At 49.7% G+C, this 21,143-nt stretch carries 22 protein-coding genes and 1 riboswitch; of the genes, 7 read left to right on the forward strand and 15 right to left on the reverse strand.

The features are described 5' to 3' along the window. Positions 1–30 precede the first annotated feature (30 nt). Complete coding sequence (gene exaC, locus C504_RS0104525; protein ID WP_018688116.1) at positions 31–1,521, forward strand: acetaldehyde dehydrogenase ExaC; 1,491 nt, start codon at positions 31–33, stop codon at positions 1,519–1,521. Positions 1,522–1,581: 60 nt separating this feature from the next. After that, entirely contained in the window at positions 1,582–1,917 is a 336-nt protein-coding gene (locus tag C504_RS0104530; protein ID WP_018688117.1) for a DUF779 domain-containing protein, read from the forward strand. Positions 1,918–1,951: 34 nt separating this feature from the next. Here C504_RS0104530 and C504_RS0104535 read toward each other — a convergent pair whose 3' ends face one another. Next, positions 1,952–2,854 carry a LysR substrate-binding domain-containing protein gene (locus tag C504_RS0104535; protein ID WP_018688118.1) on the reverse strand — a complete coding sequence of 301 codons (903 nt, stop codon included), beginning with the start codon at positions 2,852–2,854 and terminating at the stop codon, positions 1,952–1,954. A 103-nt stretch (positions 2,855–2,957) separates the two neighbouring features. Here C504_RS0104535 and C504_RS0104540 point away from each other — a divergent pair, with 103 nt between their 5' ends. The 5 genes from C504_RS0104540 (at position 2,958) to C504_RS0104560 (ending at position 8,440) form a co-directional block, all read left to right on the forward strand. Continuing rightward, positions 2,958–4,013, forward strand: coding sequence for a saccharopine dehydrogenase family protein (locus C504_RS0104540; RefSeq protein ID WP_018688119.1), 1,056 nt, complete (start codon positions 2,958–2,960; stop codon positions 4,011–4,013). Continuing rightward, the gene (locus C504_RS0104545) at positions 4,003–5,184 is read left to right on the forward strand and encodes a pyridoxal phosphate-dependent aminotransferase (protein ID WP_245555093.1); all 1,182 of its coding nucleotides are present in this window, start codon (positions 4,003–4,005) and stop codon (positions 5,182–5,184) included. Before C504_RS0104540 ends, C504_RS0104545 begins: the two co-directional genes overlap by 11 nt. Positions 5,185–5,207: 23 nt before the next feature. Continuing rightward, positions 5,208–6,707 carry an L-piperidine-6-carboxylate dehydrogenase gene (gene amaB, locus C504_RS0104550; RefSeq protein ID WP_018688121.1) on the forward strand — a complete coding sequence of 500 codons (1,500 nt, stop codon included), beginning with the start codon at positions 5,208–5,210 and terminating at the stop codon, positions 6,705–6,707. 55 nt (positions 6,708–6,762) lie between these two features. After that, entirely contained in the window at positions 6,763–8,118 is a 1,356-nt protein-coding gene (hglS, locus tag C504_RS0104555; protein ID WP_026317215.1) for a 2-oxoadipate dioxygenase/decarboxylase HglS, read from the forward strand. Between the two features lie 94 nt (positions 8,119–8,212). Then, entirely contained in the window at positions 8,213–8,440 is a 228-nt protein-coding gene (locus tag C504_RS0104560) for an alkylphosphonate utilization protein (protein WP_018688123.1), read from the forward strand. A 5-nt stretch (positions 8,441–8,445) separates the two neighbouring features. Here C504_RS0104560 and C504_RS0104565 read toward each other — a convergent pair whose 3' ends face one another. From C504_RS0104565 to C504_RS0104630, 14 genes are all read right to left on the reverse strand, one after another. Beyond that, positions 8,446–9,192: an ABC transporter permease gene (locus tag C504_RS0104565; RefSeq protein WP_018688124.1), complete on the reverse strand. Its 747-nt coding sequence runs from the start codon at positions 9,190–9,192 to the stop codon at positions 8,446–8,448. Continuing rightward, complete coding sequence (locus C504_RS0104570) at positions 9,189–9,914, reverse strand: ABC transporter ATP-binding protein (protein ID WP_018688125.1); 726 nt, start codon at positions 9,912–9,914, stop codon at positions 9,189–9,191. The genes C504_RS0104565 and C504_RS0104570 overlap by 4 nt, the downstream gene beginning before the upstream one ends. Continuing rightward, a complete protein-coding gene (tenA, locus tag C504_RS0104575) occupies positions 9,911–10,597 on the reverse strand; it encodes a thiaminase II (protein WP_018688126.1) in 687 nt (228 codons plus the stop codon). Before tenA ends, C504_RS0104570 begins: the two co-directional genes overlap by 4 nt. Then, positions 10,594–11,532, reverse strand: a complete 939-nt coding sequence (locus C504_RS0104580) for an ABC transporter substrate-binding protein (RefSeq protein ID WP_026317216.1) — start codon at positions 11,530–11,532, stop codon at positions 10,594–10,596. The genes tenA and C504_RS0104580 overlap by 4 nt, the downstream gene beginning before the upstream one ends. A gap of 2 nt (positions 11,533–11,534) precedes the next feature. Beyond that, entirely contained in the window at positions 11,535–12,527 is a 993-nt protein-coding gene (locus C504_RS0104585) for a HesA/MoeB/ThiF family protein (RefSeq protein WP_018688128.1), read from the reverse strand. Then, a complete protein-coding gene (locus C504_RS0104590; RefSeq protein ID WP_018688129.1) occupies positions 12,524–13,120 on the reverse strand; it encodes a thiamine phosphate synthase in 597 nt (198 codons plus the stop codon). The genes C504_RS0104585 and C504_RS0104590 overlap by 4 nt, the downstream gene beginning before the upstream one ends. Beyond that, on the reverse strand, positions 13,117–13,890 hold the full coding sequence (locus C504_RS0104595; protein ID WP_018688130.1) for a thiazole synthase: 774 nt from the start codon (positions 13,888–13,890) through the stop codon (positions 13,117–13,119). Before C504_RS0104595 ends, C504_RS0104590 begins: the two co-directional genes overlap by 4 nt. A gap of 2 nt (positions 13,891–13,892) precedes the next feature. Then, a complete protein-coding gene (thiS, locus tag C504_RS0104600; protein WP_018688131.1) occupies positions 13,893–14,090 on the reverse strand; it encodes a sulfur carrier protein ThiS in 198 nt (65 codons plus the stop codon). Continuing rightward, positions 14,074–15,069, reverse strand: a complete 996-nt coding sequence (locus C504_RS0104605; RefSeq protein ID WP_018688132.1) for an FAD-dependent oxidoreductase — start codon at positions 15,067–15,069, stop codon at positions 14,074–14,076. The genes thiS and C504_RS0104605 overlap by 17 nt, the downstream gene beginning before the upstream one ends. Beyond that, a complete protein-coding gene (thiD, locus tag C504_RS0104610; RefSeq protein ID WP_018688133.1) occupies positions 15,066–15,881 on the reverse strand; it encodes a bifunctional hydroxymethylpyrimidine kinase/phosphomethylpyrimidine kinase in 816 nt (271 codons plus the stop codon). Before thiD ends, C504_RS0104605 begins: the two co-directional genes overlap by 4 nt. A gap of 50 nt (positions 15,882–15,931) precedes the next feature. Further along, positions 15,932–16,032: riboswitch (TPP riboswitch) on the reverse strand. Positions 16,033–16,064: 32 nt separating this feature from the next. Continuing rightward, positions 16,065–17,210: an iron-containing alcohol dehydrogenase gene (locus C504_RS0104615; RefSeq protein WP_018688134.1), complete on the reverse strand. Its 1,146-nt coding sequence runs from the start codon at positions 17,208–17,210 to the stop codon at positions 16,065–16,067. A gap of 1 nt (position 17,211) precedes the next feature. Next, positions 17,212–18,591, reverse strand: a complete 1,380-nt coding sequence (locus tag C504_RS0104620; protein WP_018688135.1) for an aldehyde dehydrogenase family protein — start codon at positions 18,589–18,591, stop codon at positions 17,212–17,214. Between the two features lie 3 nt (positions 18,592–18,594). Beyond that, positions 18,595–19,962 carry a glutamine synthetase family protein gene (locus tag C504_RS0104625; RefSeq protein ID WP_018688136.1) on the reverse strand — a complete coding sequence of 456 codons (1,368 nt, stop codon included), beginning with the start codon at positions 19,960–19,962 and terminating at the stop codon, positions 18,595–18,597. 87 nt (positions 19,963–20,049) lie between these two features. Continuing rightward, positions 20,050–21,084 carry a TRAP transporter substrate-binding protein gene (locus C504_RS0104630; RefSeq protein ID WP_018688137.1) on the reverse strand — a complete coding sequence of 345 codons (1,035 nt, stop codon included), beginning with the start codon at positions 21,082–21,084 and terminating at the stop codon, positions 20,050–20,052. Between the last annotated feature and the right edge of the window lie 59 nt (positions 21,085–21,143).

Here is a 21,143-nt window from a genome sequence, read left to right on the forward strand (position 1 = left end):
CTCCTTGCAACGACCATCAGGGAGGAAATCATGGTTTTTGAATTCAAAAAGAAATATGGCAATTTTATCAATGGTAAATTCGCCGATCCGGTAGACGGTCAATATTTCGACAACACCTCACCCGTGAATGGCAAAGTGCTTTGCCAAATCGCACGTTCCAACGAAAAAGATATTGAAGCAGCACTCGATGCTGCCCATGCTGCAAAAGACGCTTGGGGCTCAACCAGCGTTACCGAACGCAGCCAGATTTTGATCAATATTGCGCAAACAATGGAAGACAATCTGGCAACACTGGCTGAAGCAGAAACATGGGACAACGGCAAACCTATTCGTGAAACAACCGCTGCCGATATTCCGCTTGCGATTGATCATTTCCGATATTTCGCAGGCGTAATCAGAGCACAAGAAGGCGCGCTCAGCGAGCTTGACAGCGACACAGTTGCTTACCACTTCCAAGAACCATTGGGCGTTGTTGGTCAAATCATTCCGTGGAATTTCCCAATTCTTATGGCGATATGGAAAATTGCACCAGCGCTTGCAGCTGGCAATTGCATTGTCCTTAAACCAGCTGAACAAACGCCAGCATCCATTCTCGTTCTTATGGAACTGGTTGGACATTTATTACCGCCGGGCGTGCTCAATGTTGTAAATGGCTTTGGTCTTGAGGCTGGCAAACCTTTGGCATCCAGCAAGCGTATCGCAAAAATCGCCTTCACAGGAGAGACAACAACCGGACGCTTGATTATGCAATATGCAAGCGCAAACATCATTCCATGCACATTGGAATTGGGCGGTAAATCTCCTAACATCTTCTTCAAAGACATCATGGACGAAGATGACGCATTCTTCGACAAAGCGATTGAAGGTTTGGTGTTGTTTGCCTTTAACCAAGGTGAAGTTTGCACCTGCCCTAGCCGCGCAATCATTCATGAAGATATTTATGAAGAATTCATGGCGCGTTGTCTCAAGCGTATCGAAGCGATCGTGCAAGGTGATCCGCTTGATCCAAGCACAATGGTCGGCGCACAGGCATCAAGCGAACAGTTTGAGAAAATCCTGTCCTATATGGATATTGGCAAGAAAGAAGGCGCTGAACTATTGATTGGCGGCGGCGCTGCCAAACAAACAGGCGATATTGAAGGCGGCTATTACATTCAGCCAACCGTGTTTAAAGGCACGAATGATATGAGGATTTTCCAAGAGGAAATCTTCGGCCCTGTTCTGTCTGTTTGTACGTTCACGACAGATGAAGAAGCGTTGGAAATTGCCAACGATACGCTTTATGGCCTTGGTGCCGGAGTTTGGAGCCGCGATGCAAACAAATGCTATCGCTTTGGACGTGCAATTCAAGCGGGCCGTGTTTGGACAAATTGCTACCATGCCTACCCTGCGCACGCAGCATTTGGCGGATACAAACAGTCAGGCATTGGCCGTGAAAACCACTTGATGATGCTTAGCCATTACCAAAAAACGAAAAACTTGCTTGTGAGCTACAGCCCGAACAAACTGGGTTTCTTCTAAGGAATAAATGGGGTGCGCAATTTTGCGTGCCCCAACATCAACCTGAAGAAAGGTGCCCTCATGGAAAATCAAGTTGAAGCAACCGATGCCGCATTAAAACTCATTGCAGAAATTGTTGAAGATCACGGACCGGTCATGTTCCATCAATCGGGTGGGTGCTGCGATGGTTCATCGCCCATGTGCTATGCTCTCGGCGAACTTATCATTGCCGATCATGATGTTAAGCTTGGCGAGATAGGCGGCGCAACATTTTATATTGGCGGCGATCAATATGAAGTCTGGAAACATACGCGATTGATAATCGATGTTGTCGAAGGCAAAGGCGGCATGTTTTCGCTAGACAATGGTCGCGGCAAACGCTTTTTGACCCGTTCCGAAATATGTTCCGTACCTTGAAATTAACCGCGTCAAAAGCGTGACGTCTTATCCATTAATCCATACGCGGCTGAATAACTTGCTTGCGAAGCCAAGCCGTAAAGGAAGCTGCAAGCGGCAAATTTTTCCCCATTGGGGTCGCTACGAAATAGCTTTTTACAGCATCGGTCGTTACATCCGCCAGCCGAATTAAATCACCATCATTGAGTTCGCGCTCAATCAAATAAGTCGGCAAAATCGCAGCGCCCATTCCTGCGAGCGCAGCAGAAATGACAAGGCTAAACTGGTCGAAATGGCTTCCTTGTCGCAGCGCCAAGCCATTATGACCAAGGCTCTTTGCAAACTCTTCCCATAAATGTGTCCGCGCTGATAAATGCAAAAGAGGCATATCGAGCACATCTAATGGCTTAGACACTCCATAGCGTGTAATTAGGTCTGGTGCGGCCACAGCCACAAGCGTTTCAGGACAAAGAGGCGAAAGCTGTGCCCCTGGCCAATCCCATCCACCAAAATGAACGGCGACATCAATTTGCTCTTTATATAAATCGAACGGCTCTGAGCGACTATACACCACCATTTCCAAGCCATCGTGCAGATCACGAAACTTTGGCAAGCGCGGAACGAGCCACCGCGCAGCAAAAGTTGGCGGCGCAGCGATTGCAAGCACTTGCGGCCCTGTTCCTGCGGCGATGGCATGATATATCGTGCGGCGCAGCCGCTCCAGATCGCCGCACACGGCATCAGCTAACGCGCGCCCTGCTCCTGTTAGCCGTACACCGCGCCCTTCTCGCCTGAACAAAGGCGTGCCAATTTGCTCTTCTAGTTCCTTGACCTGCCGGCTAACGGCACTTTGTGTGAGGCCTAATTCTTCTGCTGCAGCAGTAAAACTCTCTTGCTTTGCCGATGCTTCAAAACATCGCAAAACAGCAAGTGTGGGCAGTCGGTCAGCATGTGCCATATAGAACTAATCCATTCATTTTATGAATGAATAAATACATATCATAGGTATTTATTGCAATGTGAATTCCGCTTACGCTCTCTCCAACACTGGGAGAGATCAAATGCAAAACGTCGCGATTCTTGGATTGGGAAAAGTCGGCACGCTGGCTGGTGAATTACTGCACGATACAGGCTTTAAAGTTACAGGCATCGATAATCGCGCTATGACGGACCTGCCCTTTGAAACAAAGGCGGTTGATGTATCTGACTTGGAAGCGCTGCGAACAGCACTATCAAATGTAGATGCCGTATTGTCTTGCTTACCTTACTTTTTAAACATCGGCGTGGCGCAAATAGCCCATGACTTAGGGCTGCATTATTTTGATCTGACCGAAGACGTACCGACCACCAAAGCTATTTTGAAACTCTCTAAAACATCCAAAGGCTTGATGGCTCCGCAATGCGGCCTCGCCCCCGGATTTGTTGGCATTGTGGGTGCTGATCTTATCAGCCAGTTTGATGACTGCCGCTCATGCAGAATGCGCGTTGGCGCATTACCTCAAAACCCGACAGGGCAAATGGGCTATTCGTTCAACTGGTCACCAGAAGGTGTCGTCAACGAATATTTGAATGATTGCGAAGTCCTTGAGAACGGAGAAACCAAGTGGATTTCCCCGATGGAGTGGGTGGAAAAAGTTGTCATTGGCGGAATTGAGCTCGAAGCTTTCACCACATCAGGCGGGCTTGGCACCATGTGCGAAACCTATGCCGAAACGGTGCCGAACATGGATTATAAAACCATGCGTTATCCGGGCCATGTCGATTTGATGAATTTCTTCTTCCACGAACTTTTAATGCGCGACCGACGCAAAGAGGCCGGAGAAATTCTCGTCAATGCCAAGCCGCCTGTGAGCGATGACATCGTTTATATTCATGTTTCTGCTGAAGGCACGATTGATGGACGCTTAGAGCGCCGTGAATTTGTAAGAGGTCTAAAACCACTTGAGATTGCGGGTAAACACCGCACAGCAATTGCATGGACGACCGCATCTTCCGTCGTCGCAATTATTGAAATGGTGCGCGATGGCACCTTGCCAAAAACAGGCTTTTTAAAACAGGAAGATATATCGCTGGCATCGTTCTTAAACACCGCCAATGGGGCGCGTTATGCAGGATAGTCCAAGCGAGTTTCGCCGCGCCGCCCGCATCAACGGAATTGAGATTTCACAAATTGTACAAATTTCCGAAACGGCAGCGCAGATGCGTGCTGATGGCCACGATGTTGTTGCTTTATCCACTGGCGCACCGGACTTTCCCACACCGGATTTTGTCATTCAAGCGGCCCTTAGTGCTGCCCTCTCTGGACAAACTGGTTACACGGCAACGGCTGGCACCAATGCGCTGCGTGATGAGATCGCAGCGCAAAGCCATGTCACGCGTGCCCATGTGATTGTGTCCACAGGTGCCAAACAAGTCTTGGCCAACGCCATGCTCGCCACTTTAAATGTTGGCGATGAGGTCATTATACCGACCCCCTATTGGACATCCTATTCTGACATTGTGACAATGGCAGGCGGCACCGCTGTCACTGTGCCCTGCCCGATGTCTCAAGGGTTCAAACTCACACCTGAAGATTTAGAAAAAGCCATCAGCCCTAAGACGCGTTGGCTGATGCTAAACTCACCATCCAATCCATCCGGTGCAATTTACACCGAAGGCGAGATCCGCGCCCTTGCTCAAGTTTTAGCAAAACACCCTCACGTCTGGGTCTTGGCCGATGAAATTTATGAGCATCTTAGCTATGTACCTTTCACCAGCTTCGCTGTCGCAGCACCCGAATTGGCGGGCCGCACATTGATCGTCAATGGCGTCTCAAAAGCTTGGGCCATGACAGGCTGGCGCATTGGCTGGGGCATCGGCCCCGCGCCATTGATCCGAGCAATGATTGCTGTTCAGGGCCAAATTACCTCAGGCGCATGTTCGATTAGCCAAGCGGCCGCACTCGTCGCATTAACTGGTGATAGAAAACTACTATCCGATAGGCTTCAGGATTTTGATGCTCGCCGCAAACTTGTCGTTGGTGGCCTTAACGCCATGGCTGGCATCACATGTCCAGAGCCAAACGGCGCATTCTATGTCTTTCCCAACATTGAAGGGGTGATGGCCAAGGGCGGTTTTGAAACCTGTACGGATGCATGTGACTGGCTACTCGAAAAAGCACATGTCGCCATTGTTCCAGGCGCTGCCTTTGGCCTGCCTGGACACGCCCGCATTTCTTTTGCCTACGGCCAAGATGACCTGAACGAAGGCCTCACCCGCATGGCCTCTGCACTTAAAAAACTGCGTTAGCAGCCCAATCAAGGAGAATATTCATGGATCATTCCACAGTATTGAAAAACCTTGGCTTTACAGCCGTTGAATTGACAGGTGGCACGCTTGCAGTCATCTCGCCAATTGATGGTGCAGAAGTTGCCAAAGTGCATGAAACGCCATTAGCAGAAATGCCTGCGATCATCGCCAAATCTCAAGCAGCGTTTAAAGCATGGCGCACCCTGCCTGCCCCGCGCCGCGGTGAATTGGTGCGCTTGCTCGGCGAAGAATTGCGTGCCTCAAAAGATGCGCTTGGCGCTTTGGTCACATTAGAGGCTGGCAAAGTGACCTCAGAAGGTTTGGGCGAAGTACAAGAGATGATCGACATTTGCGATTTTGCCGTAGGTCAATCGCGTCAATTATACGGCCTGACGATTGCATCTGAACGCCCCGGCCACAAAATGTCTGAGACATGGCATCCCATGGGTCCATGCGGTGTCATTTCCGCATTTAACTTTCCGGTTGCGGTTTGGTCGTGGAACACGGCTCTTGCACTCATATGCGGCAATCCGGTGATCTGGAAGCCATCTGAAAAAACACCCCTTACTGCAATGGCTTGTGTGAAAATTCTTGAACGTGCCATTGCCCGCTTTGGCGATGATGCGCCCGACGGTTTGCATCAATTGCTGATTGGCGGCGCAGATATCGGTGCTGCCTTAGTGCATAGCAAAGCAGTGCCAATTCTATCCGCCACTGGGTCAACGCGGATGGGCAGCATTGTTGGACCAAAAGTTGCCGCACGTTGGGGCCGCTCTATTCTTGAACTTGGCGGCAATAATGCAATGATCGTCGCTCCATCTGCTGATCTAGAAATGGCTGTGCGCGGCATCGTGTTTTCAGCTGTTGGCACCGCAGGGCAACGCTGCACATCACTGCGCCGTTTGATTGTGCACAAGTCGATCAAAGCAGAACTCGTCGAGAAACTTAAATCGGCCTATAGCAGCTTGGCCGTCGGCGATCCACGAACCCAAGGCACATTGATTGGCCCATTAATCGACCAAGATGCACTGTCGGCGATGCAAGAAGCATTGAAAAACGCCAAGGCCGAAGGCGGTGTCGTGCATGGCGGCGAAACTGTGACCAAAGGCGTGCCATCAGGCGCATATGTTGCGCCCGCGTTGGTTGAAATGCCAAGCCAAACCAAAACGGTAAAGACCGAAACTTTTGTGCCTATATTATACGTCATGGAATATGAGACATTGGACGAAGCAATCCATATGCAAAACGATGTACCACAAGGCTTGTCGTCCTGTATCTTTACGCTCAACATGCGTGAGGCGGAAACATTTTTATCAGCCACAGGGTCTGACTGCGGAATTGCAAACGTCAATATTGGCCCATCGGGTGCAGAAATTGGCGGCGCATTTGGCGGTGAAAAAGAAACAGGCGGCGGGCGTGAAAGCGGTTCAGACGCATGGAAAGGTTACATGCGGCGTCAGACCTCAACTGTCAATTATTCGGCTGAACTACCGCTTGCACAAGGTGTATCTTTCGATATCTAAACTCTATATGGGCTTGGCTTTTAAAAGGCCAAGCCAGCTCAATCAGGAAAAACTGATGACTACTCACATGAACCCCGATAAAATTCGCACACTGTTTTCCCAAGCGATGTCCGATATGTATCGCGCAGAGGTGCCGCAATACGGCACGCTGATGGAACTTGTGCGCGATGTGAATGACGCGGCACTGAAAGAAAATCCAGCGCTAAAATCGCGGCTAGAAGCAGCAGGAGAATTGGACCGTCTTGATGTGGAACGTCACGGCGCAATTCGTCTTGGTACAGCGCAAGAATTAGCAGCAATCCGGCGTATGTTTGCTGTGATGGGCATGTTTCCCGTCAGCTATTATGATTTATCCGTTGCGGGCATACCTGTGCATTCAACCGCGTTTCGCCCTATTGAACAGGCTTCACTTCAGGCAAATCCATTCCGTGTATTCACATCGCTATTGCGTTTAGACTTGGTGGAAGATCGTGCACTGGCTGAAAAGTCCGAACAAATTTTAAGCAAGCGCCAAATTGTTACCGACGGCGCTTTCGCACTTATTGATGTGGCAGAAAAGCAAGGCGGCCTAACAGAAGAACAAGCGCACGAATTTGTGCAAGAGGCTTTAGAAACTTTCCGCTGGCACCGCGATGCGACTGTCGATGCGCAAACCTATGAACAACTGGTCGCAGCACACCGCTTGATTGCAGATGTCGTCAGCTTCAAAGGCCCGCATATCAACCATTTAACGCCGCGCACGCTGGACATTGATGCCGTGCAAGCACAAATGCCTTCGCGTGGCATTTCACCAAAGGCAGTCATTGAAGGGCCTCCACACCGCAAAACTGATATTCTGCTGCGCCAAACATCATTCAAAGCACTCGACGAAGAGGTTTTATTCCAAGGTGTAGCAGGCAGCCACACAGCTCGCTTTGGCGAGATCGAACAACGCGGCGTAGCGCTCACACCAGCAGGGCGTGAATTTTATGACAAAGCTTTGACGCAAACCCGCGAAGCCGCATCAAAACCTGGCGCAGATAATTACACAGCACTACTCGAAGCTGCCTTTTCGGCACTGCCGGACGATTTAGAAACATTGCGCCAAGAACGATTGGCATTTTTCCGCTATCGTGCAACCGATAAAACGCTGGCAAGCAAGGCAACAAATGTGTCCGAATTGATTGCCTCAGGTGCACTCATAGCCGACCCGCAAATCTATGAAGATTTCCTGCCCGTTTCAGCCGCCGGTATTTTCCAATCAAACCTTGGAGCAGAAGATCAATCAAACTATAGCGCCTCGGCAAATCAAGATGCTTTTGAAGCTGCACTCGGCACAAAAGTCATCGACGAAATGGCGCTTTATGCTCAGATTGAAATCGACAGCCTAACCGCAGCCCTTGCTCAACTTGGGCAAGGCCATTTGTGTTAAGTAAACACTTTTGGCGTTGCTGAGGTCTGCGATGGAGTGCCGCAATAGACACAGGCATTGATTTGGTCCAATACGGCATAAAAGGAGAATGATTATGTCAGAAAATGAAGACCAAACACGCGACTCAAACGGAGCCGTACTTGCTGATGGTGATAATGTTACCGTCATTAAAGACTTGAAGGTGAAAGGCACGTCCTCAACCATTAAGCGCGGCACGATGGTCAAAGGTATTCGTTTGACGGGTAATCCTGACGAAGTTGAATGCCGTGTCGAAAAAATCAAAGGTCTTGTGCTGCGTACAGAGTTTTTGAAAAAGGCGTAAAACGATTACCGCTCAACGCCTTCCGCATAGTTGGATAGGCGTTTGGCCAACATCCCAACGAGGCTGTGTAAGATCACAGTCAGGCACGCAAGCGTAATCAAACAGGCAAACATGAGATCGGTTTTAACCCGTCCATTGGCAAGCAACATCAAGTAGCCAAGCCCTTTGGAAGCACCGACCCATTCGCCGATTACCGCACCAATGGGCGCATAGACAGCGGCCAACTTCAATCCAGAGCCTAACGCCGGCAAAGCGGCTGGAATTCGGATATGGCGCAAAATCTGCAACTGCCGGCCACCCATCGTTTTAGCAAGATCAAGATACCCGCGATCAATGCGTGTCAAACCGTCATGAAAAGCCGATGTGACCGGAAAATAGATAATCAAAACGGCCATCACCACTTTGGACCCCATGCCGTAGCCGAACCACAATGTTAGCAAAGGTGCGAGCGCAAAAACGGGTACAGCTTGGGTGAATACCAAAATGGGGAGCATCAATCTTTCTGCGGTTTTTGAAAGCGTCAATTGCAATGCAGTCGCAACGCCAAATAACGTGCCGAGCAACAGCCCCAGCAAAATTTCAGTTATTGTGACAAGTGCGTTTTCACCAATCAACACACGATTAAAATAGGCCGATTTTGCTACCCGCCACGGCGATGGCAAAATGAAATGCGGCGCACCAGTAATCAAAACCAGAGCCTGCCAAATACAAAGCATCAATAGAATTGCGAAAAGGAGATCGAGTTTTCTCATGCCGCTAACGCTCTCAAATGGGCCAATAATTTTGATTGGCAAAGCAAGGTTTCCGGCGCATCAACCGCCCGAATGGCTGGCAACTCAGGTGCAGGCCAAACCACCATGCCGGTCTTATTCATAACGAGAATTTGGTCCGCCACTCGGCTCGCCTCTGCCGGATCATGAGTAACGAGCAATACGGTTTTACCTGTCAAAAGCTCTGCAGAAAGCTCTTGCATATCTGCACGGGTGCCCGCATCGAGCGCAGAAAAAGGTTCGTCCAATAAAACGATTGGTCGATCTTCCATCAATGTGCGTGCAAGCGCAGCACGTTGCCGCATGCCGCCAGATAAAGCCGCCGGTTTTTTGTGCCCATGATCGCTAAGACCAACACGGTCAAGCAGCATCATTGCACGTTCCTCATCATGCGTATCACCGCGAAGTGAAGCACCAACCATGAGATTTTCAACAACCGACAACCAAGGCAAAAGCAAGTCAGATTGCGCCATATAACTTATCTGCCCAGCAATGGACTGCCCATCAGATGTTGAAATTTCACCCTTAAAATGACCGCCAGTCTTAAGCCCCAAAAGCAACCGCAGAATAGTCGATTTCCCAACGCCAGAAGGACCAAGCAAGCAAGTCCATTGTCCCGCAGGCATCACAAATGAAGCATCAAAGAGCTGTTTATTCTCAATGAAAAAACAGCCCTTGAACATGATTTCAGGCGACGGGCTCATTTTCCGCGCAGCCCCATATCCCAAAACCCAATTTCTAACTCGGTCGCTTTGGTAAAACGGGATTGCACAGAGGCAAGGCGCGGCGACGAAGCCATATCATGGCCGATACGTCGTTCAGCCGATTGGTCAATCATTGCACCAACGGTGCGGCAAGCTTGCTGATATTCATCGCCTGAATAGACCGCAATCCAGTCCGCATAAGGTGTGTCTTCTGCTGCGTTTTTTGCCAAACGCAAACCGATCTCACCATACCCCATAACGCAAGGTGCAAGTGCCGCCATAAGATCAAGAAAATCACCCTGCATGCCAGCGTCCATTACATAGCGCGTATAGGCAAGATTTTCCGTGGTTTCAGAAGCATCAAAGAGTGCTTCTTCGCTGATACCCGCAGCAGTGCAAGTTGCCACATGCAGAGACATCTCAAGATTGACCAACGTATTGACCGTTCCGGCGCAGATTTTCATTTCATCTAACGTTTCGGCCTTGATCACACCCAATGACCATGCACGCGCATAGTGCACAAGATACACATAGTCTTGGATCAAGTAGTGAAGGAATGAAGCACGCGGCAAACTGCCATCACGTAAACCTTCTACAAAATCGTGGTTGATATAATCATGCCAGCTCTGCCCTGCTCCGGCACGCCAGACAGCGAATGTTTTTCCATAATCAGGATGTGTCATTGCGCGGTCACATCGATTGCAATCGCCTCTACTGGATTTTGCGATGGAATAAGACCTGCTTCATTCAAAAATGCTTCAAACTTGGCATAGCGACCAGCATCCATAGCAGCGGGACGCTTGGAAAAACGCGGCCAAGTATCTGTCCATGCAAGCTTATTCAACTCGTCTTGTAATTCGGTTGATGTGCTGGAAAAAACTTCCCAACTTTCCTGCGGATGATTGGTGATATATTGCGTCGCTTTTTCGGTTGCAGAAAGAAAGCGTGCAATCATTTCCTTATCCATTGTGTCTGAATTCGCAACATAGATAAGCTCGTCATAAGGCGGAACACCTTCTTCTTCGACATAGAAACATTTGCCTTCCACGCCTTCAATATTCATCTGGTTGAGTTCAAAATTTCGATACGCACCAATCACAGCGTCAACCTGTTTGGACATGAGCGCTGGTGACAATGAAAAGTTCACATTGACCAGCTCAACGTCCTTCAAAGTTAAACCGTGATTTTTTAAAACAGTACCAAGTATGGCCTCTTCAACGCCGGCGACAGAAGTTCCAATTTTCTTGCCCTTCAAATCCGCAGGTGTTTTAATCGGGCCGTCCTTGAGAACAAGCAAACAATTGAGCGGTGTGGCAACCAATGTGCCGACGCGCTTGAGCGGCAAACCTTCATGTATCTGAATGTGTAATTGTGGCTGATAGGAAACCGCAAGATCACCCTTTCCTGCCGCCACTAATTTAGGCGGATCGGAAGGATCAGCAGGCGCGATGATTTCAACTTCTAAATCTTGCTCTGCAAAATAACCCTTTTCTTGCGCAACAATAATAGGCCCATGATCAGGGTTTACAAACCAGTCGAGTAAAAGGGTCATCTGATCTGCTGCGATTGCAGGAGAAGCCAGCATTGCAATTGCCATCGTCAAAGCGGTTCGTTTCATCATTAAGGCCTTTCAAGTTCGGGCTCATCGCCCATTGCAATTAAAGAAATGGGACCATCCCAATATGTATTAAGGTGCGTTGCTGCCTGCCAAGAGCGAAGCCCTGACCGGCAAATTAAAACAGCGCGCTGGCCTGTATCAGGCATCGGTTTTGCGGTTGGAAAATCGCTGACCTTCATGCGCCGCGCCGCAGGATGAACAAGCGCGGGCGCTTCTGCCTCATCTCGCAATTCGATCACCCAGTCCGATTGTTGAATTTCATCATCGGCAATGAATGCAAATGATCCGCTTTCAGGTTCCGGCGCATTGTCAAAACGAAATCCACTGCTGCGCATTGTTCGCAGATCATGGGTAACAAGCTGGCCAAGCGGTGAAGGCTCTAATCCCAATAGAACAGACAGTGCCATCTGCGCTTGTGCTGCCCCCAAAAGGCCAACAACGGGCCCCATGACACCAGCGGTGGCGCATGTCGCCGCTCGAGCTGGTAAATCTGGAAATACGGCGCGCAAGGAAGGCGCAGAACCACAAAACCCGCCGACATATCCAGATAAACCAAGCGCTGAAGCAGTGATAAATGGCGTTGCTGTAGCCTTACAAAAATCTGACAAAATATAGCTGACAGCAAAACTATCGGCGCAATCTACCACCAATGTCGCCTCGCTAATTAGCGCCTTTGCATTCTTCGGCGTAAGGCGTTCGCACACAGGCATAATAGTGCAATCAGCGTTCAAACCTGCCAGACTTTGCGCTGCTATTTGAGCTTTGAGCATTCCAATGTCAGCTTCGCGAAACAGCGTTTGCCTGTGCAAATTTGAAACCGAAACAATATCGCTATCAACGAGGATCAAGCGCCCAACACCAGCCGCTGCAAGATATTGCGCGACGGGACAGCCAAGCCCGCCAACCCCAACAATCAGGACAGTTGCTTTGCCAATAGCAGCCTGACCTTGAGCGCCGACTTCTGGCAATATTTCCTGACGCGCATAGCGGCTCATCGTGTCGCCTCCAACCAAGCGTTCACACGCGCTTCAGGGTTTTCGTTCAAAGTAATATCTGTCACGGCAGAAACGACATCCGCGCCCGCTTCAAAAGCGCCTGCCGCCCGCTCAATATTCATACCGCCAATCGCTATCAAAGGCGTTTGGCCAATCAGTCCGCGCCATTTAGTGAGTTTTTCAACGCCTTGCTCATGCCATTTCATCTTTTTCAAAATGGTTGGGTAAATGGGACCAAGCGCAATATAATCAGGCTCAAGCGCTAATGCGCGATCAAGCTCAGCACGATCATGTGTACTGATACCAATGCGCAAGCCAGCAGCGCGAATGGCCTTAATATCAGCATCCTCTAAATCCTCTTGGCCAAGATGAATAAAATCGCATTTCTCTTCTATGGCGATTTTCCAATAATCATTCACGACCAGCGTGCAATTGTGCTGTTTGCACAGATCGCGTGCACGACGAACCTCATCACGCAGCGTATCATCGGGCATGTCTTTTATACGAAGCTGCACGAGCTTGATGCCAAGCGGCAAAAGCCGTTCGAGCCATTTTGCATTGTCAAAAATTGGATAAAATCGATCAAGCTTCATATTAAAAAAGCCTTTCCAAGTATGGGCGTGGAAGGTGCTGCCATATCGCGCGGCTCCATGGGATCGGCCTTAGCCGCCAATTGTCCCGCATGAACGGCCCCTGCAAAGGCTTCGGCCATAGCTGCCGGATCACCTGCTTTCGCCACAGCCGTGTTCAGCAATACCGCATCAAACCCCATTTCCATTGCTTGCGCTGCCTGTGACGGCAGGCCCAGCCCCGCATCAATAACCAGCGGAACATCAGGAAAATGTGCGCGCATTGAGCGCAAACCATATGGATTATTAAGGCCCAAGCCTGAACCAATTGGCGCGCCCCAAGGCATCAAAACTTCGCAGCCAACATTCAATAATTTATCAGCGACAACGAGATCTTCAGTCGTGTAAGGAAACACGTTAAAGCCGTCTTCGCTCAAAATACGCGCCGCTTCGACCAGTCCAAAGACATCTGGCTGAAGCGTATCTTCTTCGCCAATGACTTCTAGCTTGATCCATTTTGTGTCGAAAACTTCGCGTGCCATATGTGCCGTTGTGACAGCCTCTTTGACGCTGTGGCAGCCAGCCGTGTTCGGTAACACATGAACATTTAGATCGCGGATGATGGCCCAAAAATCCTGCCCTGCACGATCTTGCCCGCTTTCACGGCGCAGTGAAACGGTTGCAACCGATGCGGCGCTGCGTTTGAAGGCATCCATCATAACCGCAGGCGACGGATATTGCGCCGTGCCGAGCATAAGTCCGGTTGTTAAAGTGGTGCCATAAAAATCGCGCATGCTCAGCCTCCCTGCATCGGGGCAAGCACTTCAATCAGATCGCCTTCATCAAGAATTTGAGCAGTGCGAAGCGCTTCTGGTACAAACTCACCATTGACAGCCGTTGCCACTTTCGCCTCAGCAAAACCTTGCTCATCAAGAAGTGCGGCCAGTGTCGTCACGTCCGTATCAATTGCGATACCGTTAAGCTGAAGTTTCATCCATCATCTCCGGTCTTGTGTTGTCAAAAATCATTTCGGCGACCATGCGCGCCATTGCGGGCGCGAGCAAAAAGCCATGACGGAAAAGCCCGTTTGCACGGATCAAATTTCCATTGCGGCGAATGCGCGGTAAATTATCAGGAAAAGCTGGACGCGCATCGACGCCGATTTCCAAGACTTCAGCTTCACCAAAAGCTGGGTTCAATGCATAGGCGGCGCTGAGTAATTCAAGCAATGAACGCGCCGTAACATGTGATTTTTGGCTGCTCTCAATCATCGTTGCGCCAAGCATAAAAATGCCGTCGCCGCGTGGGACGACATAAAGCGAGATACGTGGGTGAAGCAGTCGCACGGGTCTGTTGAGCGTAACATCTTTGCAAGAAAGAATGAGCATCTCGCCTTTGACACCGCGCAAATCATTGATCTTGTCGCGTGCCTGAAATCCGCGGCAATCCACAGTCAAACCGCCTCTGGCATAAACTTCTGGATCAGCATCAGCGGTTTCAAATGTCACACCATCAGCGATTAAACCGTCACGCAGATGGTTAAGAGCCAAGCGCGGTGATAAATGCGCTTCATCTTTAAACAAAAGACCCGTGTTAAAGCGGCCAGCCAAGTCTGGCTCAAGCGCATCAATGTCAGCGCCTGAAATCGTTTCAAAATTGCTTGTTCTTCGGCCAAACCGTATCAACTCGGCCTTGTCACGTGTGAGCGAGATAACCAGCGTGCCGCAGCGATTAACAGCGTGGGTTTTTGCATCCCACCAATCTGCCGCCTCTTGCCCAAGCCGCACAACCGGCTCTTCTGCGCTTTCACCTTCGCAAAAAGGTGCAAGCATACCGCCTGCCCACCATGAACAAGCGTGCGGACCAAGCGCACCGTGCCGATCAAAAACGCGCACATCGGCGCTGCGATCACGTAAACTGCGCGCGACGCAAAGCCCGGCAACACCGCCGCCTATGATGGTGATTTGGGTCATGTCCACATCGCAGAAAAATGATGAACTGGGCCGTGCCCTGCACCAACATCTAATGTGTCAGCAGCGCAAATGGATGCGTGCAAATAATCATGCGCGCGCTGAACAGCCGCCACCATTTCTTCGCCATGTGCCAAATGCGCAGCAATCGCAGCTGTATATGTGCAGCCTGTACCATGCGTATTCTTCGTATAGATACGCGGAGCCGTGAAGCTTGTAACAACCCCGCTTCGGTCAACAAGAACATCGGTGCAAATGTCGCCATCAGCATGGCCACCTTTCAGCAACACAGCTTTAGGACCCAGCTGCAATAACGCTCTGGCCTGCGCGATGATCTCATCATTTGAATTTGCAACATCGCAATTAAGCAGCCGTGCAGCTTCAGGAAGGTTCGGTGTTAAAAGATCAGCACGCGGCAGAATTTCTGCGAGTAAAGCGCTGATCGCTTTATCTTGCAAAAGCGCATCACCGGACTTTGCAATCATCACCGGATCAACGACGATCTTCCCGTCATAGGTTTTCAATGCATTGGAAACAGCAGAAATAATCGGCGCTGAAAACAACATGCCGAGCTTGATTGCATCCACTGAAATGTCGGACAGAACCGCAGAGATTTGCGCCGCAACTATGTCAGCAGGCACCTCATGAACAGCTGTAACGGATGTTGTGTTCTGCGCCGTAATCGCAGTTATGACGCTCGCGCCATAGGCCTTATTGGCACTAAAGGCCTTCAAATCGGCCTGAATGCCTGCGCCGCCGCCACTATCGGAGCCAGCAATCGTCAATGCAATTGGTATTCTTTTCAACGCAATCATGCCTCCAAAAAGGGGCAAAACGGCGAGAAAAGGAGATTGGTCGCAATAAGTTTTGCGATTTACCCGTTCCCTACGCCGGCATTGCCCGGATCAGGTTCGACGGGTCGGTGCAAGCACCTCTCAGCCCTAATGGGCCCCCCGACGGATAAATCGTCTGTAACTTATATTTTTTAGATGCGCAACTTAAAGAAGTGCTTCAAGCAGTGCGCGTGTATTTTCAGCAGTCATTTCAATTGGGTTGCCACCTGTACTTGGATCGCGCAGCGCATCAGCAGTCAAACGATCAAGATCAGGGTCTTTAACGCCAAGCGCCGTCAAAGTTTTTGGAATTTGCATCGACGCGTTGAGTTCATCAACATAGGCGCAAAAACCATCAAAGCCGCCTTTAATTCCCAGATATGCGGAGGCCGCATTAAATCTGTCTGAAATCGCACTTTTGTTGAACTGCAACACTGCAGGCATACAAACCGCATTGGTTGTGCCGTGATGCGTGTGGTGCAATGCGCCAATCGGGTGGCTCAGCGCGTGGATTGCTCCAAGTCCCTTTTGGAAAGCCGTTGCCCCCATTGCAGCAGCAGACATCATATGCGCACGCGCTTCAATGTCCGAGCCATCCGCATAGGCGCGCGGCAAATATTCTTTTACAAGCCGCATGCCTTCAAGCGCCATACCTTGGCTCATTGGGTGGTAGTGCGGGCTGGAATAAGCTTCAACACAATGCGCAAAAGCATCAAGGCCCGTACCAGCCGTGATGAATTTCGGCATACCAACCGTCAATTCCGGATCACAAATCACAGTCACAGGAAGCATTTTCGGATGAAAAATGATCTTCTTTTCATGCGTTTCAGAATTGGTGATCACGCTCGCACGGCCAACTTCAGACCCTGTTCCAGCCGTCGTTGGTATAGCAATTACTGGTGCGATAGCGCTTGCATCCGCACGCGTCCACCAGTCGCCAACATCTTCAAAATCCCAAAGCGGACGCGTCTGACCAGCCATAAAAGCAATAACTTTTGCAAGGTCCAAACCAGAGCCGCCGCCAAATGCGATAACACCGTCAAAACCACCCTCGCGGTAAATCTTGACGCCGTCTGCGGCATTCAAATCTGTCGGGTTTGCATCAACCTCGGAAAACATCGCGCGGCCCAAACCACCCGCTTCCATAAGGTCGAGCGTCTTGGATGTAATATCCATGGACGCCAAGCCTTTGTCCGTTACCAAAAGCGGCTTTGAAATACCCGCTGCAATACATGCATCGGCGACTTCTGAAATCCGGCCTGCGCCAAATCGAATGGCTGTCGGATATGACCAATTAGCAGTCAAATTCATGTTAGTTTGCTTTCTTCAAATGGTAAGATTTTGGTCTGGTCAAATTGTGGTATCCGATTACGGAAAGCCCGCCGCCGCGACCTGTATCCTTGCAGCCGGTCCAGCAAAGCGCTGGGTCAAGATAGTCACAACGGTTCATGAATACGGTGCCTGTTTCAATAAGGCGGCCAATTTTCAAAGCACGGTCGATATCTGCTGTCCAAAGCGATGCGGTTAAGCCGTAATCGCTGTCATTCATCAACGCGATCGCTTCTTCATCGTCTTTGACTTTCATGATGCCAACAACAGGACCGAAGCTTTCCTCGCGCATCACGCGCATATCATGGTTCACATTGGTCAAGATTTGCGGTGTCAAATAGGCCCCGCCATCATCTTCCGCAAAGGTCTCGATATGCGCAATTGCGCCTGCCTCAATGGCTTCAGCAGTTTGCGCCCGAACCTCTTGCGCAAAACGTACATGCGCCATTGGCCCCATCGTGGTTTCTTTATCTAGCGGATTGCCAAGCTTATAGCCCTTAACAATGGCGACCGCTTTTTCTACGAAAGAATCGTAGAGAGATTCGACCACATAAATGCGTTCAATACCGCAGCAACATTGACCAGCGTTAAACATTGCGCCGTCAATCAGCGTATCAACAGCACTGTCGAGATCTGCATCTTCCATCACATAGCCTGGGTCTTTGCCTCCAAGCTCAAGCCCAACGCCGGTAAATGTTCCAGCAGCAGCTTTTTCCATGGCTTTGCCGCCGCCGACAGAACCTGTGAAATTGACAAAGCCAAAGCTGCGCTCAGCAATAAGCGCCGACGTCGTGTCATGGTCAAGAAACACGTTTTGGAATACGCCTTCAGGAATACCAACAGAATGAAACGCTTTTGCCATGCGTTCGCCCACAAGCAGCGTTTGCGTTGCATGTTTAAGCACAACACTATTGCCTGCAATCAAAGCAGGCGCGACCGTGTTAATCGCCGTCATAAAAGGATAATTCCAAGGCGCAACGACAAGCACAACGCCATGCGGTTCGCGAGCGATCAAACGGCGAAACTGCGCATCATCCGCAATTTCAATATCCGCCAATGCTTCACTGGCAATTTTTGCCATATATTTTGCGCGCTCTTCAAAGCCGCCAAATTCGCCGCCATAGCGCACAGGACGGCCCATCTGATGGGCAAGTTCTGGCACGATTTCATCATTCATTGCACCAACGGCGGCAACGCCTGCCAGCACCAAATCAATACGCTCTTGCAAGGGACGTTTTGCCCATTCAAGCTGAGCAGCTTTGGCCTTTGCAACAGCATCACGCGCTTCAGCACTGCTTAACACCGGACGTTCGGCATAAACCGAACCGTCAATCGGCGAAATACACTTCAATAGTTTTGTCATTATTTACGCTCTTTCAAATCCACGTGCGATTTCATAATCGGTAACGACCCGATCAAATTCTTCCTGCTCCCAAGTCGCTGCGCGCACATAATGATCAACCACATCATCCCCCATTGCCTCACGCAGCATTTTGGAATTGCGCAGCGTTTCAGCAGAATCACGTAGCGATGTCGGCAGCGTCTTAGCCTTGTTATCTTTATAGATATCGCCTTTGCTTGGCGGCGCGAGTTCTAACTTGTCTTCCAGACCTTTGATACCAGCGGCAATAATGGCGGCAATCGCCAAGTAAGGGTTGATATCTGAGCCACCAATACGGCACTCAATACGAACTGCCTTTGAACCAACGCCGCAAAGACGGAACCCTGCCGTGCGATTATCAATCGACCAGATAATTTTTGTTGGCGCAAACGTACCAGCAGAAAAGCGCTTATAGGAATTGATATAAGGCGCAAGAAAATAAGTCATGTCAGGCGCATATTTGAGCATGCCGGCAACGTAATGGCGCATGGTCTGCGACATTGTATGATCGCCATCCTTGTCAAAGAACACAGCCTCGCCGTCCTTCGTCCAAAGCGACATATGCACATGAGAGGATGAACCAACGCGCTCATGATGCCATTTGGGCAAAAAGCTTGCTGCATGTCCTTGCTGCCAAGCAATTTCCTTGGTCGCATGTTTAGCGATTGTATGAAATTCGGCGCAATCCATCGCATCTGAATAGCGAATATTAAGCTCTTCTTGACCAGCCTCAGCCTCGCCCTTCGAGTTCTCGATGGGAATACCAGCATTATAAAGATGATTACGCAGCGGACGCATAACCACCTCTTCACGCGTGGTCTGCATAATGTTGTAATCTTCATTGTAGCCACTAATTGGCTCTAAATCACGAAATCCGCTTTTGCGAATTTCCTCAAAACTTTTCTCAAACAAAAAGAACTCAAGCTCCGTCGCCGCTTTGGCTTCAAACCCAAGCTCAGAAAGACGCGCGACTTGCTTCTTCAAAATTGCACGCGGCGAATGTGGAACTTCCTTATGTGTGTTGTGATCAAGCACATCACAGAGCACCATCGCCGTTCCTTCAAGCCAAGGCATCGGACGGATCGTCTCAAGGTCAGGCTGCATGACATAATCGCCATAACCGCTTTCCCAACTGGTCGACGCGTATCCGCTTGGCGTGGCCATTTCCAAATCTGTGGCCAGCAAATAGTTACAGCAGTGAGTTTCCTTGTAGGCACTGTCTACAAAGTTTTGCGCGTGAAATCTTTTACCCATCAGGCGGCCTTGCATATCAACAAGACAAACAAGAACTGTATCAATCTCACCCGATGATACTTTTTGTTTTAGCGCATCAAACGACATCGTACCTGCCATGAAAGTTCTCTTCTCTGTAAGTAACTGTTTTCACATTAAACCAGCGCCGAAATTCGGCGCTGGCTTTATTCAAGTCCCAGCTAAAGCTTAGCTGTAGCGGTATGGACGTCCCGCTTTTTTCATGTCGTTATTATATTTGCGGAAAATCTCGACAACCTTTGCTTTCGTTGGCGATTCTGCAGCAATTTCATCCCAGAATTTAACAGCTGCATCTTCCACTGTCGCCCATTCCTCATCTGGAATAGTTGTCAGTTTCAGCTTATCGCCATTCACACGAAGATCGGATTCACCGCCCCAATACCACCACTGACGGTAATAGTGGCTCTGCTCCATACAAACAGTCAGAAGTTCTTTCAGATTGTCCGGTAGTTCATTCCAACGGTCCATATTGGCAAAGAAATGGCCAATCCAAGCACCCGAAATGTTGTTGGTCAGGAAGTAGTTTGTCACATCTGCCCAGCCAACTGTGTAGTCTTCAGTGATGCCAGACCAAGCAATACCGTCAAGCTCACCAGTTTGAACAGCAGTTTCAATATCTTCCCAAGGAAGCGTTACAGGCACAACACCAAACTGGCTCAAGAAACGGCCAGCTGTTGGGAATGTAAAGATACGCTTGCCTTTAAGATCGGCCAATGAATTGATCGGGTCTTTTGTGGCAAAGTGACATGGATCCCATGCACCAGCTGAAATGTGTTTAACGCCAACAGCGGCATATTCTTCATCCCAGATTTCTTTCAAACCATACTGGTTAAACAGCACTGGTACATCCAGCGAATAACGGCTGCCGAACGGGAAGTAACCGCCAAAAACAGTAACCTCGGTTGGTGAAGCCATTGAGTCATCATCAGATTGAACGGCGTCAATTGTGCCACGTTGCAAAGCTTGGAAAAGCTCGCCCGTTGGAACCAATTGGTCGGCATAAAAAAGTTCAATTTCCATCTGATCGCCAGCAATTTTGTTGAATGTATCAATCGCTGGTTTGATAACGTGCTCACCCAATGCACTGCCTGCATAAGTTTGCATACGCCATTTGATTTTTGATTGTGCAATGGCAGGTGTTGCCAATGCAGCGGCTGGTGCAGCCAATGCCGCACCCTTAATAAATTTACGTCTTGTCGTCATGGTACTCTCCTCGGTTTCAGCTCTATTTAAAAAACAGTTGCCGCCTCTTTGCGAGGTTC

The organism is Ahrensia kielensis DSM 5890, assembly GCF_000374465.1.
Classification (GTDB): Bacteria; Pseudomonadota; Alphaproteobacteria; order Rhizobiales; family Rhizobiaceae; genus Ahrensia; species Ahrensia kielensis.

Coding starts and splice junctions, on each gene's coding strand:
- C504_RS0104570 (WP_018688125.1), bottom strand. CDS start 9,914: ATGAGCCCGTCGCCTGAAATCATGTTCAAGGGCTGTTTTTTCATTGAG.
- C504_RS0104620 (WP_018688135.1), bottom strand. CDS start 18,591: ATGACAAAACTATTGAAGTGTATTTCGCCGATTGACGGTTCGGTTTAT.
- thiS (WP_018688131.1), bottom strand. CDS start 14,090: ATGAAACTTCAGCTTAACGGTATCGCAATTGATACGGACGTGACGACA.
- C504_RS0104540 (WP_018688119.1), top strand. CDS start 2,958: ATGCAAAACGTCGCGATTCTTGGATTGGGAAAAGTCGGCACGCTGGCT.
- C504_RS0104625 (WP_018688136.1), bottom strand. CDS start 19,962: ATGGCAGGTACGATGTCGTTTGATGCGCTAAAACAAAAAGTATCATCG.
- C504_RS0104630 (WP_018688137.1), bottom strand. CDS start 21,084: ATGACGACAAGACGTAAATTTATTAAGGGTGCGGCATTGGCTGCACCA.
- amaB (WP_018688121.1), top strand. CDS start 5,208: ATGGATCATTCCACAGTATTGAAAAACCTTGGCTTTACAGCCGTTGAA.
- exaC (WP_018688116.1), top strand. CDS start 31: ATGGTTTTTGAATTCAAAAAGAAATATGGCAATTTTATCAATGGTAAA.
- C504_RS0104560 (WP_018688123.1), top strand. CDS start 8,213: ATGTCAGAAAATGAAGACCAAACACGCGACTCAAACGGAGCCGTACTT.
- C504_RS0104580 (WP_026317216.1), bottom strand. CDS start 11,532: ATGAAACGAACCGCTTTGACGATGGCAATTGCAATGCTGGCTTCTCCT.
- C504_RS0104545 (WP_245555093.1), top strand. CDS start 4,003: ATGCAGGATAGTCCAAGCGAGTTTCGCCGCGCCGCCCGCATCAACGGA.
- tenA (WP_018688126.1), bottom strand. CDS start 10,597: ATGACACATCCTGATTATGGAAAAACATTCGCTGTCTGGCGTGCCGGA.
- hglS (WP_026317215.1), top strand. CDS start 6,763: ATGACTACTCACATGAACCCCGATAAAATTCGCACACTGTTTTCCCAA.
- C504_RS0104530 (WP_018688117.1), top strand. CDS start 1,582: ATGGAAAATCAAGTTGAAGCAACCGATGCCGCATTAAAACTCATTGCA.
- C504_RS0104595 (WP_018688130.1), bottom strand. CDS start 13,890: ATGCGCGATTTTTATGGCACCACTTTAACAACCGGACTTATGCTCGGC.
- C504_RS0104565 (WP_018688124.1), bottom strand. CDS start 9,192: ATGAGAAAACTCGATCTCCTTTTCGCAATTCTATTGATGCTTTGTATT.
- C504_RS0104585 (WP_018688128.1), bottom strand. CDS start 12,527: ATGAGCCGCTATGCGCGTCAGGAAATATTGCCAGAAGTCGGCGCTCAA.
- C504_RS0104615 (WP_018688134.1), bottom strand. CDS start 17,210: ATGAATTTGACTGCTAATTGGTCATATCCGACAGCCATTCGATTTGGC.
- C504_RS0104535 (WP_018688118.1), bottom strand. CDS start 2,854: ATGGCACATGCTGACCGACTGCCCACACTTGCTGTTTTGCGATGTTTT.
- C504_RS0104605 (WP_018688132.1), bottom strand. CDS start 15,069: ATGACCCAAATCACCATCATAGGCGGCGGTGTTGCCGGGCTTTGCGTC.
- C504_RS0104590 (WP_018688129.1), bottom strand. CDS start 13,120: ATGAAGCTTGATCGATTTTATCCAATTTTTGACAATGCAAAATGGCTC.
- thiD (WP_018688133.1), bottom strand. CDS start 15,881: ATGATTGCGTTGAAAAGAATACCAATTGCATTGACGATTGCTGGCTCC.